We start from the raw sequence: 17141 nt of genomic DNA, 5'->3' as shown, positions 1-17141 counted from the left end.
CTGTCCCGGGCGGTCCGAACATGAAGCGAAGATGAACAATCCTTCATCTTCGATGTGCTCCCCGTCCATCTGTGGGAGTGCCCGGCCCGACGGTGGGAGTGCCCGGCCCGCCCGTGGGAGTGCCCGGCCCGAGAAGACCTGCCTTTCCCGCTTGCTTCGAGTGCACTCCAAGGATTTAGCGTGGGGGCATGACGGTGATCGACGGAACCTCCCGGAGCACTCCCGCGACAATCGCACACCCACGACCCTCGCCGGCGGTGGACGTCTGCGCGGCCGCCCCGAAGCCGCACCCCCGCCCCGCGGGCAAGGACAGCTACACGATCAGCGAGGTCGTCGCCTTCACCGGGCTCACCGCGCACACCCTGCGCTGGTACGAGCGCATCGGGCTCATGCCCCACGTCGACCGCTCGCACACCGGCCAGCGCCGCTTCAGCAACCGCGACCTCGACTGGCTGGCGTTCGTCGGCAAGCTGCGGCTGACGGGGATGCCGGTCGCCGACATGGTGCGGTACGCGGAGCTGCTGCGCGAGGGCGCGTCCACCTTCGAGGAACGGCAGGAACTGCTGGAGGCGACCCGCCGCGATGTGATCACGCGGATCGCGGAGCTCCATGACACCCTCGCCGTGCTCGACCACAAGATCGAGTTCTACGCGGGCGCCCGCAGGGTGCCGGAAAGGCACAGCGCCTGATGACCGACAACGACAGGAACACGATCGCCACCGTCGGAATGGGCGGCGACGACGGACCGCGGGTCGGCGTCCAGGGCCTCGGCTGCATGGGTATGAGCGAGTTCTACGGCGAAACCGACGAGGCCGCCGCCCGGGACACGCTGGACGCGGCCCTGGAAGCCGGCGTCACGCTCTTCGACACCGCCGATGTCTACGGGCGCGGGGCCAACGAGGAGTTCCTCGCACCGTTCGTCGGGGCCCACCGGGACGAGATCACCCTCGCCACCAAGTTCGCGCTGGTGCGCTCCGACAACCCCGGGTACCGGGGCGTGAGCAACGACCCCGCGTACATCCGCACCGCCGTCGAAGCGAGCCTCCGCCGGCTGAACACGGACGTCATCGACCTCTACTACATGCACCGCCACGACCCGGCCGTCCCGTTCGCCGAATCGATCGGCGCGATGGCGGAGCTGGTCCGGCAGGGCAAGATCAAGCAGATCGGACTGAGCGAGGTCACCGGCCCCGAGCTGCGCGAGGCGCACGCGGTGCACCCGATCGCCGCCCTCCAGTCGGAGTGGTCCCTCTTCAGCCGGGACGTGGAGAAGAGCGCGCTCGGTGCGGCGGTGGAGCTGGGCGTCACCCTCGTGCCGTACTCGCCGCTCGGCCGGGGCTTCCTCACCGGGGCCTTCACCGACGCGGGCAAGGACCTGGGCGAGGGCGATTTCCGCAAGCAGCAGCCGCGCTTCACCGGCGACAACGCCCGTGCCAACGCGGCCCTCCTGGAGCCCGTCCACCGGATCGCCGCCGCGCACGGGGCCACCGCCGCACAGGTGGCCCTCGCCTGGGTCCAGCAGCGGGCCCGGGTGCACGGGCTGACCGTGGTCCCGATCCCCGGGACCCGTAAGCGGAGCCGCCTGCTGGAGAACGTGGCCGCGACCGGGCTGACGCTGACGGCCGGGGAGCTGGCCCTGCTGGAGCCGATCGCGGGCCGGGTGGCGGGGGACCGGTACCCGGACATGAGCCTGACGTCGGAGGCCCGGGAGTAGCCGGGAGGCGTACCCGGTCATCGCTCGGTCCGTGACGTCCATGCACGTCACGCCGACCGGGCCGCGCCCCCGGAAGGCCCCTCACGCCAGCCCCAGCGCGAACACCGCGAACCCCGCCGCGAGCAGCCCCGCCAGCGCACGGCGGGCGTTCGCGGCGCGGGTGCCCGCCTGCCACGGAGCCTCGAAGCGGCGCGCGTACCGGGCGATCAGCACCAGCAGCCCCGCGAACACCGGCAGCCAGGCGATCCGGGCGAGGATCCAGCCCACCGTGTCCGGCGCGGTCGTCAGCCCCGCCACCGCCGTGCCCGCGGCCCCGGCGAGCGAGGCCGGTACGGCGGCGGCCAGCATCGCGGTCTGGTGCCAGCACAGGATCGTCATCGCGGACAGGTTGATCACCACGACCGGCGCCCAGAGCAGCGGCTTGCGCAACAGCCGTCCGAGCCGGTCGCGCAGCAGGATCGCCGCCCCGCTCTGCGCCGCCGCCAGCGCCACCACCAGCAGCGACGGCGGATGCGAGTTCGTCCGCGCCTCGCCCGGAACCCCGACCATCGACGCCGGGTAGTGGAAGGCGAGCAGCAGCGCGGCGAACAGCACCCCACCGCCGATCAGCAGCAGCCGGGCCCCGCGCTTCCCGATCCGCCCCTCGCCCCAGGACACGCCCAGCTGATACGCGAAGAGCCAGCCGGGCAGGATGTTGAGCACGCTCAGCCAGGACGGCATCGCCTCCGCGAAGGGCCCGTAGCGCAGGAAGTCCACCACCGCGACCGAGGCCAGCAGCGGCAGCGCCGCCCATCCGCCGAGCTTCCGCGCCAGCGTGACGCAGACCGGGGTGAGTGCGGTGACCACGGTGTACACCCCGACGAACCAGAGCGGCTGGATCACCAGCGTCGACCCCGTACGCAGGGTGTCGCCGGGCACGCCCAGCGCGGACAGCACCGCCAGCAGCACCGCCCACACGGCGGTCACCCCGAGCACCGGCCGGCCGAGGCGGGCCAGCCGGCCGCCCAGCCAGGCGGCCGTCGTCGAGGCCCGGCGGCGGTAGGAGAACACCGAGGCGTACCCCCCGACGAGGAAGAAGATCCCCAGCATCTGGAGCACCCAGCTCGCGGGCGCGAGCCCGGCGAACGTCGAGAGCGGGCTCGCGTTGTGCAGGCCGTCGGCGTCCAGCCGGAACCCGCCGAGCATCCAGTGACCGAGCGGCACGGCGAGCAGCGCCAGCGCCCGCAGGCCGTCGATCGCCCGGTCGCGATGGGCGGGGGTGGACGCGTCGATACGGGCCGCGAGCCGCCGGCCGTCCTTCAGCAGGGCGTTCATCGGGCCGCGCCTTCCAGGGCCGGGGCTGCTTCCGCGTCCGTGGTGGTCCCCGGGTCCGGGGCGGGCTCCGCCGCGTCGCCGCGCGCGATGGCGGCGAAGGCCCGCAGCGAATCCGTACCGGGCTCGAAGTAACCGGCGTGCCCCCGGGCCTCGTCCGCCGGTACCCGGCGGGCGCCGAACGCCGGATCGGTCGGGTCCGCCCCGTGGCCGAGGCCCGCGAAGCGCACGTTCGGCACGTCGTCGATCCAGTCGGTCGGGTCCTTCGCCGCCCACACCCGGGCCCCCGTCCGCAGCGCGTCCACGTCGTCGGCGCGCATACCGGGGGAACCGAGGACCACCAGGTCGGTGGCGGGGAGGCGGTGGGCGGCCAGGCCGCAGACCACCGAGCCGTAGCTGTGGCAGAACACGGCGGGCGCGGGCAGCCCGTCCGCCGCCAGGCCCTCCGTGAACCGGGTCAGCCGCCCGGCCCCCGCCTCCGCGAGGGAGCCGGTGGCCGCGTCGAGGCCGACGCCCACCGGGGTGGTGTACCCGACCCAGGCGATGACGGCGGTCCCCGGACCGGCCGCCGTGCGCAGGGTCCTGGCCATGCCGGCCGGGGCCCCGTGGCCGACGACCTTCCGGTCGAAGGTCCCGGCGTCGTTGTCGGACCCGGGCACCAGCACCGAGACCCGCTGCGCCGTGCGCAGGTCCCCGAAGACCTCGGCGACCTGGCCGCGTCCGCGCGGGTCGAACGCGAGGATCCGGCGGCCGGGGGCGGCGAGCGAACGGTAGCGGGGGTCGTCCTCGGCGGCCAGCGCGAGGGAGTTGGCGCGGTAACGCAGTTCGAGGGGCGCCCCGTCGAGATTCCCGACGACGGACGGATGGCGTACGAGCAGGAGTTGCCGCTCGTCGGCGCTCAACCCCGCGAAGAACGAAGCGATTTCGGCGGGCGTGGCACGCTCCGGATCCGGCAGCCCCGTCCCCAGCGCCCGGTCCGCCCGCCACTGCGCACTGCCCGGCGGCGGCCCGGTCAGCGCCTGCTGCGCATCCGTCGAAACCCAGCCCGCGGTTCCCGTCACCACGCTGGTAGCCAGTGCGAACGCGACCAGGGTCCTCGCGTATCGGCGCATCGTGCCCTCCCTCTCCGGATCCGCACCGATCGGTGCGACCGGGAGGAAGGTAGGAAGAGGACGGGTGAGGGGGCGTCACACCGGGGAGCCAACCGAGGGATGCTACCGGGGTAGGGGGTGGACGAGGCGTACGCCCGGACCGGGGCCGGCGCGTCCACGAAGTCCCGTACGGAGAGGGTGGCTCACCCGCGTGCGGAGCGCCGTACGGCGAAGCCTCCTACGCGCCCGCGTCCCCCGGCGTCACCAGCCCCGACTCGTACGCGAAGATCACCGCCTGTGCCCGGTCCCGCAGGTCCAGCTTGGCCAGCACCCGCCCGATGTGCGTCTTGACGGTCTGCTCGGCCAGCACCAGCCGCCCCGCGATCTCCTGGTTCGACAGCCCCCGGGCGATCAGCTCCAGCACCTCGCTCTCGCGCGGGGTGAGCCCGTTGAGCCGGAGCGCCTGGCCGCCGCGCGTCGCCCCGGAGGGCCGTTGCGCCGCGAAGTCCGCGATCAGACGGCGGGTCACCGAGGGCGCGAGCAGCGCGTCCCCGGCCGCCACCACCCGTACCGCCGCGATCAGATCGGCGGGCGGGGCGTCCTTCAGCAGGAACCCGGACGCGCCGGCGCGCAGCGCCTCGTACACGTAGTCGTCCACGTCGAACGTGGTGAGCATCAGGACCTTCGGCCGGTGCACCACCCCCACCGGCGGATTCAACAGCTCGCGCGCGGCGGCCAGTCCGTCCATCTCCGGCATCCGGACGTCCATCAGGACGACGTCGGGGTGCTGGTTGCGGCTGACGTCGACGCCCTGGCGGCCGTCCGCCGCCTCGCCCACCACGTCGATGTCGCTCTGCGCCGCCAGCAGCGCCGCGAATCCGGCCCGCACCATGGCCTGGTCGTCGACGATGATCACGCGGATGGTCACAGGTCCTCCGAAGGGGGTGGGGCGGACGGCGACACGGCCGGAGGCAGCGGCATCCGGGCGGCCACCCGGAACCCGCCGTCGGGCAGCGGCCCGGTGTCCAGCGTGCCGCCGGTCAACCGTACGCGCTCCCGCATCCCCACCAGCCCGTGCCCGGTCCCGGCGCTCTCCAGCGGTGCGGCGGGCTTCGGCGCCGGGCCGTTGACGACCAGTACGTTCAGATGGCCCGCGGCGGCCCGGACCGAGACCTGGGTGCGCGCCCCGGGCGCGTGCCGCACCACATTGGCCAGCGCCTCCTGCACGATCCGGTACGCCGACAGATCCACCGCCGGCGGCACCTCGCCCAGCTCCGCGGCGAGCGACAGCTCCGCCGGCAGCCCGGCCCGTACCGTCGCCTCCACCAACTGCTGGAGCCTGTCCAGTCCCGGCTGCGGCGCCCGGTCGCCCTCGGTGCCGTCGCTGCGCAGCACGGACAGCAGCCGCCGCATCTCGCCGAGGGACTCCCGCGCGGCCGCCGCGATCGAGGCGAACTCCTCCTGCGCGGGCTCCGAGAGCCCAGAGATCCGGTACGGCGCGGAGTCTGCCTGCACGGTGATCACCGACATGTGGTGCGCGACCACGTCGTGCAGCTCACGGGCGATCCGCGTCCGTTCCTCCAGCAGCGTGCGCTGCGCCCGCTCCGCCTCGCTGATCGTCTCCTGTTCGGCCAGCCGCCGTGTCGCCTCGCCCCGCTCCCGTACCGCCGCGCCGATGACCAGGACGACCGCGCCGAGGATCGACAGCAGCAGGGCGCTGTCCGCCGCGCGGTCCGGCGCGACCAGATGCAGCGCCGCCCCGGCCGCGGCCGTCACCACCCAGACGCCGACGACGGTGCGCCGGGTCTCGCGCAGACCGAGGGCCAGCAGCAGGAAGAGGTACGCGATCAGGGCCGGCGCGGTCCACGGCCAGAGGGCGTCCGGCCCGGTGGACCGGGCCAGGACCACCAGCGCGCCCGCGATGTCGGCGGGGAAGATGATCCACCACGCCTGGAGGGGCCGGTGGGCCAGCATCAGCAGGGGGGCGGCCTGGGCCACTCCGAGCGCCCCGGCCAGTGCGCCCGGCACGTCGTACTGCGTGGTCAGGACGTTGATGGTGACCGGGATGAAGGTCGCGGTCAGGGCGAGCACCACGACGTAGGGCAGCATGCGCTGCCACGGCTTCGGCGCGCCCGCCAGCAGCGGGGTGGACGGATGGGACGCGTGGGACAGCCCGTGGGCGAGCTCGCGCAGATTGCGGCGGGCGGCGCTCACCAGGCCGTCGGCGGGCGGCGGGGGCCCGGCGGGGGAAGTGGACATGGCCCGGTCAGCCTAGGCAGGCCGGGGGCCCGGGGGCGTCATACCGGGGTCGCGACCCTCGGCGGCTTCGTCTCATACCCCGGTACGGGGTCACGGCCCGGGCGATGGCGCGGGGCCGCAGCCCGACGGGGTGACCGGGTCACAGCTCGGCGAGCAGCTGGGCCTTCTTCGCGCTGTACTCGGCGTCCGTCACCAGTCCGGCCCGGTGCAGCTCGCCGAGGTGATGTATCCGCTCGGCGATGTCCGCCGGATCGCGCCGCCCGGCGTTCACCAGGACCGGGGCGGAGGCGGCGGGCGCGTGGGTCCGGCGTACGGATTCCAGGACGGCGGCGGCGAAGGGCAGCGACTCGTGCACCGGCCCGTAGCCCAGGCCGAACAGCACGGCCGCCGGATCCTGGTCCGCGGTGGCCGACGGAGGCTCGGCCGGCACGCCCACGGGCGTCCCGTGGTCCGCGTCCCCGGAGCCGCCGGGACCGTGCAGATCGCCCAGGCTGCCGCCGGTGCGGTGGTCGACCGGGGCCGCCGCGCGGGGCACCAGACGCAGATAGCCGTCCAGCGCCTCGGGGGAGCGCCACACGATTCCAGCCAGTTCGCTCACACGGAAGGTCTGGTCGCCGGCCTTCCATTTGGCGCTGGAGGCCCCTGTCCAGGACCACCGGAAGGAGATCCGCTCGCCGTCGAAGCTGGCCCGGCCGTCATACGCCTTGAAGTTCATCGGGGCCTCGGGGGCCGCCACCAGGAAGCGGTCGGCGCTCTCGCCGGACGCCGGGTCCAGCAGGGCCCGCAACTCGTCCGCGTAGTACTCGGCGAGCACCTCCCGCTCCGCCGGAAGCACCAGGCGATAGGGGTCGCACCCCTCCTTGAGCTGCCCGGAGGCAGCCTCCACCAGGGGGTCGGCACCCGCTCTCGGCACGGCACGCAGAACCACCGTGCCCCGCTTGCCGGGGGTCAGCGTCACCGACGACAACGCCGCATACGGGATGCGGCGTTCCCGCAGGCTCTGGAAGAGCTTCGGTGTGCGGATGCCCCGTTCGAAGCGGATGAGCACGGAGTCGGTGTCGAACTCCCAGGTGGCATGAATTCCGGCCAGCACATCACCCATGTGCCTCATCGTATGCGGCACAGTCCCCAACGTCCCCCCTTGGAGCAAGTCCCAATTAATCCGCCCGACACCGACCTCTACGCGCGTCAGCCGTCTTGTTGGCCGGTAATACCGTCATGGCACGCGCTGTCGGCACGCGCGCAGCTGACCGCCCCGTACGCTCCGACGCCGATCGCGGCGAAGTTGTCCAGGCTCTCGGTGCCCGGTTCGAAGTAGCCGCTGTGCCCGGCGGCGCCGGCCGCCGAGACGATCCGCGCGCCGAAGGCCGGGTCGACCGGGTCGGCCCCGTGACCGATCCCGCCGAACTCCAGATGGGGGACGTCCCCGATCCAGTCGTCCCCGTCCCGCGTCGCCCAGATCCGGGCGCCGGTCTCCAGCTGCCCGGCGTTGGCGGCCCGCATGCCGGGGCTGCCCGCGACCGCGATGTCGGCCACCCGGTCGTGGGCCCGGTGCGCGGCCACCCCGCACACCACGGAGCCGTAGCTGTGGCAGAACAGCGAGACCTTCGAGGCGCCGGGCAGCGCGCCGACCATCGCGTTCAGCCGGACCGCGCCGTTCGCCGCGAGCCCGCCCAGCGCCGCGTCCATGCCGAGGCCGGCCGGAGCGGTGTAGTCGGCCCACGCGATGACGGCCGTACGGGTGCCCGGGGAGGCCGAGCGCTCCGCCTTGTACAGGGACTTGGCCATGCCGACGGGGGCCCTGTACGCGCGTGTGCTGCGCTCCAGGGTCAGCAGATGGGTGTCGACGCCCGGGACGACGACGGAGACCCGGGCGGCCCGGTCGAGATTCCCGAACACCTCGGCGGCACGGCCCCTCCCGGAGGGATCGAATGCCAGGATCTGGCGTTTGCCCGTGAGCATCGACCGGAACCGGTCGAGACGGGCCTCCGCCTCACCGCGCCCGTCCGGCGAGAGCTTCTCGTCGTGCGCCCGCACCTTCTCCACGGCCATGGCCTGTCTGAGGGCGACCCGGTTGGCGTGGTAGCGCAGGGTGATCGGAGCGCCGTTCAGATTCCCCACCACCGACGGGTACTTTCCCGCGAGGGCGATCTGCTGCCCCGAGGTGAGGGTGGCGAAGAAGTGGGCCAGACGGTAGGCGGGAGCGTCGGTATCCGGCAGCGAGTGGCCGGCTATCCGGTCCCGCGCCCAGGAGGCGAGCGCGAGCTCGCGTGGCCCGTCGGAGTGCTGATCGCGGACGGCGCTCCAGCCCGTCGTCGCCAGCATCACGAACACCACCGCGACGGCGAGCAGAGCGCGCCATGCGGTCAACGTGGGTGAGGTGTCGAAGGAAGTCACTGCGCCACACCCTAGGAGACGTGCGCCGACCACCGTGATTCGGGTGAGGTACATCACCCGTCCGCGAAGGATTCATCATGGATTTCTCACACAGGGTCACCGTCGTCCCGGCGTCGCGCTACTCCCGACCCCGGTACTCCAGGCCCGGGGTCGCGCTACTCCCGACGCCAGTTCCGGGCGAGGGCCGGGACGAGCTGGTCGAGATATTCCTCGGTCAGATCGCGCAGCGCCTCCACGCTCGGATCGAGCCCCCGGCCCCACAGCTGGCCGGTCACCCGCATCACCGCGGAGAACGCGGCGACGGCCACCCGCGGGCGGGGGTCCCGCTCCACGTCCAGCCCCTCGCGCTCCGCGATCAGCAGGGCGACCTGGTTCTCCAGGGCGACCCCGCGCCGCATGTGGGCGGCGAGCAGCGTGGGTGTCGACTCGATCATCTGGTAGGTCCGCATATGGAGATCGACGGTGACGACCTCCTCGATCGCCTCGCCGATGCTGTTCCACGCGCACAGCACCGCCCGGCGCATCGCCTCGAAGGGGGCCTCGTCGGCGGGGCGCCGGCGCAGCTCCTCGATGAAGCGGGACTCGACCATCTCCTGCACGGCGAAGGTGGCGTCCTCCTTGCTCGCGAAGTAGCGGAAGAAGGTGCGCTGGGAGACCTCCACGGCGTCGACGATCTCGTCGACGGTGGTGCGTTCGTACCCCTGGGTGGTGAACAGTTCGAGGGAGGCGCGTACCAGGGCGTCCCGGGTGCGCTGTTTCTTGCGTTCACGCAGTCCGGCTCGGGGCTCGACTGTCTGCCCGTCGGTCACGTACCGGTTCCTCTTTTCCCGTGTTTGTCCAGCTCAGCATACCTGTGAGCTACGTGTGAGCTACGTGACAGTTACTGACTTGTGAATTGGTTTGTCAACTGTCAGCGGCTGTCACTAGTCTCGCCGTATGACTAGTCAGACCACCGTCGAGAAGGCGCCGCGGGAGCCGGAAGACAACGCAGTACCCGCCCCGGTCAAGGGGCTTCGCGGCCACCCCTGGCTGACCCTCTTCGCCGTCGCCATCGGCGTGATGATGGTCGCCCTCGACGGCACCATCGTCGCCATCGCGAACCCCGCGATCCAAAGGGACCTCGGCGCCTCGCTCGCCGACGTCCAGTGGATCACCAACGGCTATCTGCTCGCCCTCGCCGTCGCCCTGATCACCGCGGGCAAGCTGGGCGACCGCTTCGGCCACCGTCAGACCTTCCTCATCGGCATCGCGGGCTTCGCCCTCGCCTCCGGTGCGATCGGTCTCTCCAGCGAGATCTCGCTGGTCATCCTCTTCCGTGTGCTCCAGGGCCTCTTCGGCGCCCTGCTGATGCCGGCCGCGCTCGGCCTGCTGCGCGCCACCTTCCCCGCCGAGAAGCTGAACATGGCGATCGGCATCTGGGGCATGGTCATCGGAGCGTCCACCGCGGGCGGTCCGATCGTCGGCGGTCTGCTCGTCGAGCACGTCAGCTGGCAGTCGGTCTTCTTCATCAACGTGCCGGTCGGCGTCGTCGCGCTCGTCTTCGGCCTGGTGATCCTCAAGGACCACCGCGCCGCCAACGCGCCGCGCTCCTTCGACGTCCTCGGCATCGCGCTGCTCTCGGGCGCGATGTTCTCCCTCATCTGGGGCATCATCAAGGCCGGTGAGTCCTGGGGCTGGGGCGACGGCCGGACCTGGGCGTGGCTCGGTCTCGCGATCCTGCTCTTCCTCGCCTTCGGTCTCTGGGAGACCAAGGTCAAGGAGCCGCTCGTTCCGCTGGGGATGTTCCGTTCCGTCCCGTTGACGGCCGGCGTCGTCCTCATGATGCTGATGGCCTTCGCCTTCATGGGCGGCCTCTTCTTCGTGACGTTCTTCCTCCAGGGCGTCCACGGCCTCAGCCCGGTCGACAGCGGTCTGCACCTGCTGCCGCTGACCGCGATGATGATCGTCTCCTCGCCGGTCGCCGGACTGCTGATCACCAAGTTCGGCCCCCGCGTCCCGCTGGTCGGCGGCATGGTCTGCACGGCCACCGCGATGTTCGGCATGACCACGCTCAGCGACTCCACCGGCACCTTCGCGATGTCCCTCTGGTTCGCCCTGCTCGGCTGCGGGCTCGCCCCGGTCATGGTCGGCGCCACTGAGGTCATCGTCGGCAACGCGCCCATGGAGCTGTCCGGCGTGGCCGGTGGCCTCCAGCAGGCCGCCATGCAGGTCGGCGGCGCGCTCGGCACCGCCGTCCTCGGAGCGGTGATGTCCTCCAAGGTCAGCTCCGAGTTCGCGGACAACTGGGCGGGCGCGGGCCTGCCCGGCGCACCCGACCCGAAGCTGGAGGAGGCCGCCGAGTTCGGCATGGTCCCGGCCGAGCAACTCGCTAAGGCTCCCGGTATGACGCCGGACGTCATCGACCGCATCGGCGGGGTCATCCACGACACGTTCATGTCCGGCATGGGCCTGGCCTTCACGGTCGCGGGCGTCGTCGCCGTGGTCGCCGCCTTCGTCGCCACCCTCACCAAGCGCGGTGCGAACGCCGAGGCGGGCGCCGGGGTCGGCCACATCTGAGCCCTGCCCGACCTCCCCCGCGCGAGGGGAACCTGCCCCTCCCACAGGGGAGACCGCGTCAACACAGCGCAGGTCAGAGCCCCGCCGAATCCTTTCGGCGGGGCTCTCGCCTATCAGGGTGGAGCCCCCGGCCTCCTCTTCCCCCACCTCGCCGAGCGCCTCAAGGTGAGCGGGAGAAGAACGGCACCACGCCGAACGGCACCACGCCGCACAGCACCACCACGGGGGTTGATCCATCATGCGTACGACCGTCCTCGCGGCGGCCGCCCTGGCCGTCACCGCACTCGTTCCCCAGGCCCTGGCCCACGACCGGGCGGCGGCGACTCCCGAGCGGGCCCCGGGCGTCGGCCTCGGGGCCTGCGAAGCGGGCAGCCTCTGCCTCTGGAAGAAGCCCGACTTCACCGGGACCCGCCACGCCTACGAGCTCTCCGGCGTGGACATCGAGAGCTGCACCCCGCTGCCGAAGGGCGGCGACGCCCAGTCCCTCGCCAACCGCACCGGGCGGCCCGTCACCACCTACCAGTCCGCCGAGTGCGCGGAGACGGGGGAGTTCGAGACGTACCCCGGCGGCGGCACCTGGACGCCCCGGTCCCCGTACCGGGTGCGCGCCTTCAAGATCTGGGAGAACTGAGCCCCGGCACGCCTCAGGGGCGGCGACGCTCCCGCGCCACCGCCCCTGAGGGCCTTCCGTACCGCGACCGCCGCTACGCGTCGCCGCCCGCCGCGCCCGGATCGGCCGCGGCCACGTCCAGGAGCTCGTAGCGGTCCACCGCCGTCTTCAGGGCCGACCGGTCGATCTTGCCCTCCTTGGCGAGCTCGGTGAGCACCGCCAGCACGATCGACTGCGCGTCGATGTGGAAGAACCGGCGGGCCGCACCCCGGGTGTCCGCGAAGCCGAAGCCGTCCGCGCCCAGCGACTGGTAGGCGCCCGGCACCCAGCGCGCGATCTGGTCCGGAACCGAACGCATCCAGTCCGAGACCGCCACGAACGGGCCCTGGGCCGCTTCGAGCTTCCTCGTCACGTACGGGACGCGCTGCTCCTCCTCCGGGTGCAGGAGGTTGTAGCGCTCCACGTCCACCGCCTCGCGGCGCAGCTCGTTCCAGGAGGTCGCCGACCAGACGTCCGCCTTGACGTTCCACTCGTCCGCGAGGATCTTCTGCGCCTCCAGGGCCCAGGGGACCGCCACACCGGACGCCATGATCTGGGCCGGGATCTCGCCCTTCTCGCCGGTGGAGAAGCGGTGGATGCCCTTGAGGATGCCCTCGACGTCCACGTCCTCCGGCTCGGCCGGGTGCTGGATCGGCTCGTTGTAGACGGTGAGGTAGTAGAAGACGTCCTCGTTCGCCTCGCCGTACATCCGGCGCAGCCCGTCCTTCATGATGTGCGCGATCTCGAACCCGTACGCCGGGTCGTACGCGACACAGCCCGGGTTCGTCGAGGCGAGCAGCTGCGAATGGCCGTCCGCGTGCTGGAGCCCCTCGCCGGTCAGCGTCGTACGGCCGGCGGTCGCGCCGAGCACGAAGCCGCGCGCGAGCTGGTCGGCCATCTGCCAGAACTGGTCGCCGGTGCGCTGGAACCCGAACATCGAGTAGAAGACGTACACCGGGATCAGCGGCTCGCCGTGCGTGGCGTACGCCGAACCGGCCGCGATCAGCGAGGCCGTACAGCCCGCCTCGGAGATGCCGTCGTGCAGCATCTGCCCCGTGGGGGACTCCTTGTACGCGAGCAGCAGATCGCGGTCGACCGCCTCGTACTGCTGGCCGAGCGGGTTGTAGATCTTCGCACTCGGGAAGAACGCGTCCATGCCGAAGGTGCGGTACTCATCGGGGGCGATCAGCACGAAACGCTTGCCGATCTCCTTGTCCCGCATGAGGTCCTTCAGGATGCGGACGAACGCCATGGTGGTGGCGATCGACTGCGTACCCGAACCCTTCTTCGCGGCCGCGTACGTCTTCTCCTCAGGCTGCGGAAGCGGCTTCGCACGCACCACACGGGTCGGGACGTAACCGCCCAGACCCTGGCGGCGGTCGTGCATGTACTGGATCTCCTCCGAGTCGCGGCCCGGGTGGTAGTAGGGCGGGTAACCCTCGTCCAGCTGCTTGTCCGTGATCGGGATGTGCAGCCGGTCCCGGAAGCGCTTGAGGTCCTCGACCGTGAGCTTCTTCATCTGGTGGGTCGCGTTGCGGCCCTCGAAGTTCGGCCCCAGCGTCCAGCCCTTGACCGTCTGCGCCAGGATGACCGTCGGCTGCCCCTTGTGCGCCTTGGCCGCCGCGTAGGCCGCGTAGACCTTGCGGTGGTCGTGGCCGCCGCGGCCCAGGTGCAGGATCTGCTGGTCGGTCATGTCCTTGACCATGTCCCGCAGCCGGGGGTCGTCGCCGAAGAAGTGCTCGCGGATGTACTCACCGGTCTCGGTGGCGTACGTCTGGAACTGGCCGTCCGGCGTGGTGTTCAGCTTGTTGACCAGGATGCCCGTGCGGTCCTGCGCCAGCAGCGGGTCCCAGGAGCGGTCCCAGACCAGCTTGATGACGTTCCAGCCGGCGCCGCGGAACTGCGACTCCAGCTCCTGGATGATCTTGCCGTTGCCGCGTACCGGGCCGTCGAGCCGCTGGAGGTTGCAGTTGACCACGAAGGTCAGGTTGTCCAGGCCCTCACGGGCCGCGATGGACAGCTGGCCCAGGGACTCCGGCTCGTCCATCTCGCCGTCGCCCAGATAGGCCCACACGTGCGACTTGGAGGTGTCGGCGATGCCGCGCGCCTCCATGTAGCGGTTCATCCGCGCCTGGTAGATCGCGCCGAGCGGGCCGAGGCCCATCGAGACGGTCGGGAACTCCCAGAAGTCCGGCATCAGCCGCGGGTGCGGGTAGCTGGACAGCCCGTTCGGGGCCTTCGACTTCTCCTGGCGGAACGCGTCGAGCTGCGCCTCGCTCAGCCGGTCCAGCAGGAACGCGCGGGCGTAGATCCCCGGGGACGCGTGTCCCTGGAAGAAGATCTGGTCGCCGCCGTCGCCCTGGTCCTTGCCCCGGAAGAAGTGGTTGAAGCCCACGTCGTACAGCGAGGCGGAGGAGGCGAACGTGGCGATGTGGCCGCCGACGCCGATCCCGGGACGCTGGGCCCGCGAGACCATCACCGCGGCGTTCCAGCGGGTCGCGTTGAGGACCTTGCGTTCGATCTCCTCGTCGCCGGGGAAGAACGGCTCGTCCTTCGTGGCGATCGTGTTCACGTAGTCCGTGCTGCGCATCTCCGGCACGGCGACGCGCTTCTCCCGCGCGCGCTCGATGAGCCGGAGCATCAGGTAGCGGGCCCGCTCACGGCCGCGCTCGTCGACGGCGGCGTCGAGGGAGTCGAGCCATTCCCGGGTCTCTTCAGGATCGAAATCCGGGACCTGGCTCGGAAGGCCGCCAATGATGATCGGGTTGCGATCGGATCCGGAAGCCACACTGTTCCTTCGCTGTTCGGTGGTGCTCTACGGGGCCTGCTACGGGAACACGCCCCCGGGGACAACTCTGGGTGCGCCGTCTCCATCGTGCTACCGCGAGGGCCCGAACGTCATCTCTACTGTGGGGTAACCCCGAGGTTCCGAAAGGCGTCCGCGGGGCACGAGTGTGGGCAGTGCGCGGCTGGGTACGGGCAAACCGCAACCTTACGCCCAAGACGTCCAAGTGTTCCCAAAGGCTGTTCGACTCCGATTGGCGGATCGAAACCGCATAAGCTGAGGAAGGACGTAAACGGATGGAGCGACCCGGGGGAGCCCCCGGGAAGCCGCCGGAGAGACATGCCTGAACTTGCGGCGACGTGGCAGGGAACGTCACCGTATAGGCGGTCTCGCACGCTGGGTACTTGCGCGATTCGCCGAGCCCGTGTGGACTACGGCCAACGCCCCGCGCACGCGCGTGGCTGCAGCATTTTCCGAAGACATGATCAGGAGGCAACCCGTGAGCGCGACCGCGGACCACGCGGAGGAGCGAACCAACCCGGCAGCACGCCTGGGGTTCGAGCCCGGACAAGTGGTCCAGGAGATCGGCTACGACGACGACGTCGAGCTGGAGCTCCGTGAGGGCATTGAGGCCACTACCGGCCAGGAACTCGTCGACGAGGAGTACGACGACGTCGCAGACGTCGTCCTGCTCTGGTTCCGTGACGAGGACGGCGACCTTACGGACGCGCTGGTGGATGCCATTGGTCTGATCGAGGACGGCGGTACGGTCTGGCTGATGACGCCGAAGACTGGCCGTGACGGATACGTCGAACCGAGCGACATCAATGAGGCTGCCCAGACAGCCGGTCTCGCCCAGACCAAGAGCATCAGCGCGGGCAAGGACTGGACGGGCAGCCGTCTGGTCACCCCCAAGGGGGCCAAGGCCAAGCGCTGAACCACTCTCTGTACCACCCGAGGCCCTCACGGGCGCACACCGTGCCCGTGAGGGCCTTCGTACGCCCGCGACCGGTCTGCGTAGGGTGGTGTCACCCGGACGGACCCGGCCCGGGATGCGGCGAAGCGGCGATAAGGATGCGTGTTCCATGACGATCGAGGTCGGCAGTCAGGCCCCGGACTTCCAGCTCAAGGACAACCACGGCCGGACCGTGCGGCTGTCGGAGTTCCGCGGTGAGAAGAACGTGGTGCTGGTGTTCTATCCGTTCGCCTTCACCGGCGTCTGCACCGGCGAGCTGTGCGCGCTCCGCGACGAGCTGCCCCGCTTCGAGAACGAGGGCACCCAGCTCCTCGCCGTCTCCAACGACTCCATCCACACCCTGCGCGTCTTCGCCGAGCAGGAGGGCCTGGAGTACCCGCTGCTGTCCGACTTCTGGCCGCACGGGGAGACCTCGCGGGCGTACGGCGTCTTCGACGAGGACAAGGGCTGCGCGGTGCGCGGCACCTTCGTCATCGACAAGGCGGGCGTCGTCCGCTGGAGCGTCGTGAACGGGCTCCCGGACGCCCGCGACCTGAACGACTACGTCAAGGCGCTCGAAGCGCTCTGAGACGATCTCCTGGCGACGCCCGGTCAAAAGCCTGTTTTGGCCGGGAACCGGTCACTAGGATCCACTCGTTGATCCGATGCCACTGAACGACGGGGACGCCGGTGTCTGCCGGCCCCTGAGAAAACTACTGGAGGACTCGTGGGAGTCAGCCTCAGCAAGGGCGGCAACGTCTCGCTGACCAAGGCCGCGCCCAACCTGACCGCGGTCATCGTCGGTCTGGGCTGGGACGCCCGCACCACCACCGGGGGTGACTTCGACCTCGACGCCAGCGCGCTGCTGACGAACCCCGAGGGCAAGGTCGGCGCCGACGGCAATTTCGTCTTCTTCAACAACCTGAAGAGCCCCGACGGCTCCGTCGAGCACACCGGTGACAACACCACCGGTGAGGGCGAGGGCGACGACGAGGTCATCAAGGTGAACCTGGCCGGCGTGCCGGCCGACGTCGACAAGATCGTCTTCCCGGTCTCGATCTACGAGGCCGAGAGCCGCCAGCAGAGCTTCGGCCAGGTCCGCAACGCGTACATCCGCGTGGTCAACCAGGCCGACAACACCGAGCTCGCCCGCTACGACCTGAGCGAGGACGCCTCGACGGAGACCGCGATGGTCTTCGGCGAGCTCTACCGCAACGGCGCGGAGTGGAAGTTCCGCGCCATCGGCCAGGGGTACGCCTCCGGCCTGCGCGGCATCGCCCAGGACTTCGGCGTCAACGTCTGACGTCTCTGGGCCCCAGGAGGTGTCCGGCCGATGTGCCGGACACCTCCTGACCGGGCGCTTTCGACGCCCGGCCTCGGGCGTCGAAAGCGCCCGGCAGCGTTTTACACGACTCGGGGAGGAC

General features: G+C 71.1%; 15 protein-coding genes. 7 read left to right on the top strand and 8 right to left on the bottom strand.

The annotated features are described in order from the left end of the window. Positions 1-188: 188 nt before the first annotated feature. The gene (locus IE272_RS03025) at positions 189-689 is read left to right on the top strand and encodes a MerR family transcriptional regulator (protein ID WP_179889844.1); all 501 of its coding nucleotides are present in this window, start codon (positions 189-191) and stop codon (positions 687-689) included. Then, the gene (locus IE272_RS03020; protein ID WP_190006194.1) at positions 689-1714 is read left to right on the top strand and encodes an aldo/keto reductase; all 1026 of its coding nucleotides are present in this window, start codon (positions 689-691) and stop codon (positions 1712-1714) included. Before IE272_RS03025 ends, IE272_RS03020 begins: the two co-directional genes overlap by 1 nt. 81 nt (positions 1715-1795) lie before the next feature. Here IE272_RS03020 and IE272_RS03015 read toward each other — a convergent pair whose 3' ends face one another. From IE272_RS03015 to IE272_RS02985, 7 genes are all read right to left on the bottom strand, one after another. Beyond that, complete coding sequence (locus tag IE272_RS03015) at positions 1796-3028, bottom strand: acyltransferase family protein (protein ID WP_190006193.1); 1233 nt, start codon at positions 3026-3028, stop codon at positions 1796-1798. Continuing rightward, positions 3025-4137, bottom strand: coding sequence for an alpha/beta hydrolase (locus IE272_RS03010; RefSeq protein WP_190006192.1), 1113 nt, complete (start codon positions 4135-4137; stop codon positions 3025-3027). Before IE272_RS03010 ends, IE272_RS03015 begins: the two co-directional genes overlap by 4 nt. Before the next feature lie 217 nt (positions 4138-4354). Further along, entirely contained in the window at positions 4355-5044 is a 690-nt protein-coding gene (locus tag IE272_RS03005) for a response regulator (protein ID WP_050361318.1), read from the bottom strand. Beyond that, positions 5041-6375 carry a sensor histidine kinase gene (locus tag IE272_RS03000; RefSeq protein WP_190006191.1) on the bottom strand — a complete coding sequence of 445 codons (1335 nt, stop codon included), beginning with the start codon at positions 6373-6375 and terminating at the stop codon, positions 5041-5043. Before IE272_RS03000 ends, IE272_RS03005 begins: the two co-directional genes overlap by 4 nt. 139 nt (positions 6376-6514) lie before the next feature. After that, on the bottom strand, positions 6515-7477 hold the full coding sequence (locus tag IE272_RS02995; protein ID WP_190006190.1) for a DUF4429 domain-containing protein: 963 nt from the start codon (positions 7475-7477) through the stop codon (positions 6515-6517). Between the two features lie 86 nt (positions 7478-7563). Continuing rightward, a complete protein-coding gene (locus IE272_RS02990) occupies positions 7564-8772 on the bottom strand; it encodes an alpha/beta hydrolase (RefSeq protein ID WP_190006189.1) in 1209 nt (402 codons plus the stop codon). Positions 8773-8927: 155 nt separating this feature from the next. After that, positions 8928-9581, bottom strand: coding sequence for a TetR family transcriptional regulator (locus IE272_RS02985; protein WP_050361314.1), 654 nt, complete (start codon positions 9579-9581; stop codon positions 8928-8930). A gap of 250 nt (positions 9582-9831) precedes the next feature. On the opposite strand from IE272_RS02985, the gene IE272_RS02980 reads away from it, so the two are divergent. Continuing rightward, a complete protein-coding gene (locus IE272_RS02980) occupies positions 9832-11328 on the top strand; it encodes an MFS transporter (protein WP_373304157.1) in 1497 nt (498 codons plus the stop codon). A 238-nt stretch (positions 11329-11566) separates the two neighbouring features. Beyond that, on the top strand, positions 11567-11959 hold the full coding sequence (locus tag IE272_RS02975; protein ID WP_050361312.1) for a peptidase inhibitor family I36 protein: 393 nt from the start codon (positions 11567-11569) through the stop codon (positions 11957-11959). A gap of 73 nt (positions 11960-12032) precedes the next feature. On the opposite strand, the gene aceE is transcribed toward IE272_RS02975, so the two are convergent. Then, complete coding sequence (aceE, locus tag IE272_RS02970; RefSeq protein ID WP_050361311.1) at positions 12033-14765, bottom strand: pyruvate dehydrogenase (acetyl-transferring), homodimeric type; 2733 nt, start codon at positions 14763-14765, stop codon at positions 12033-12035. 496 nt (positions 14766-15261) lie between these two features. Here aceE and IE272_RS02965 point away from each other — a divergent pair, with 496 nt between their 5' ends. The 3 genes from IE272_RS02965 to IE272_RS02955 all read left to right on the top strand — a co-directional run bounded on the left by IE272_RS02965 (position 15262) and on the right by IE272_RS02955 (position 17020). After that, positions 15262-15699: a DUF3052 domain-containing protein gene (locus IE272_RS02965; RefSeq protein WP_003969400.1), complete on the top strand. Its 438-nt coding sequence runs from the start codon at positions 15262-15264 to the stop codon at positions 15697-15699. 148 nt (positions 15700-15847) lie between these two features. Then, positions 15848-16306: a peroxiredoxin gene (locus IE272_RS02960; RefSeq protein ID WP_003969401.1), complete on the top strand. Its 459-nt coding sequence runs from the start codon at positions 15848-15850 to the stop codon at positions 16304-16306. A gap of 138 nt (positions 16307-16444) precedes the next feature. After that, positions 16445-17020 carry a TerD family protein gene (locus IE272_RS02955; protein ID WP_007452409.1) on the top strand — a complete coding sequence of 192 codons (576 nt, stop codon included), beginning with the start codon at positions 16445-16447 and terminating at the stop codon, positions 17018-17020. The last annotated feature ends 121 nt before the right edge of the window (positions 17021-17141 follow it).

Origin of the sequence: Streptomyces anulatus (assembly GCF_014650675.1) — a bacterium.
Classification (GTDB): domain Bacteria; phylum Actinomycetota; class Actinomycetes; order Streptomycetales; family Streptomycetaceae; genus Streptomyces; species Streptomyces anulatus.
Note: the sequence above shows the minus strand (reverse complement) of the source record. Positions and strands in the feature narration are given on the sequence as shown.

Bases quoted from the DNA above. Each gene is read 5' to 3' on its own strand.
- IE272_RS03010 (WP_190006192.1), bottom strand. From the start codon at position 4,137: ATGCGCCGATACGCGAGGACCCTGGTCGCGTTCGCACTGGCTACCAGC.
- IE272_RS03000 (WP_190006191.1), bottom strand. From the start codon at position 6,375: ATGTCCACTTCCCCCGCCGGGCCCCCGCCGCCCGCCGACGGCCTGGTG.
- IE272_RS03020 (WP_190006194.1), top strand. From the start codon at position 689: ATGACCGACAACGACAGGAACACGATCGCCACCGTCGGAATGGGCGGC.
- IE272_RS03015 (WP_190006193.1), bottom strand. From the start codon at position 3,028: ATGAACGCCCTGCTGAAGGACGGCCGGCGGCTCGCGGCCCGTATCGAC.
- IE272_RS02975 (WP_050361312.1), top strand. From the start codon at position 11,567: ATGCGTACGACCGTCCTCGCGGCGGCCGCCCTGGCCGTCACCGCACTC.
- IE272_RS02980 (WP_373304157.1), top strand. From the start codon at position 9,832: ATGATGGTCGCCCTCGACGGCACCATCGTCGCCATCGCGAACCCCGCG.
- IE272_RS02995 (WP_190006190.1), bottom strand. From the start codon at position 7,477: ATGGGTGATGTGCTGGCCGGAATTCATGCCACCTGGGAGTTCGACACC.
- IE272_RS03025 (WP_179889844.1), top strand. From the start codon at position 189: ATGACGGTGATCGACGGAACCTCCCGGAGCACTCCCGCGACAATCGCA.
- IE272_RS02960 (WP_003969401.1), top strand. From the start codon at position 15,848: ATGACGATCGAGGTCGGCAGTCAGGCCCCGGACTTCCAGCTCAAGGAC.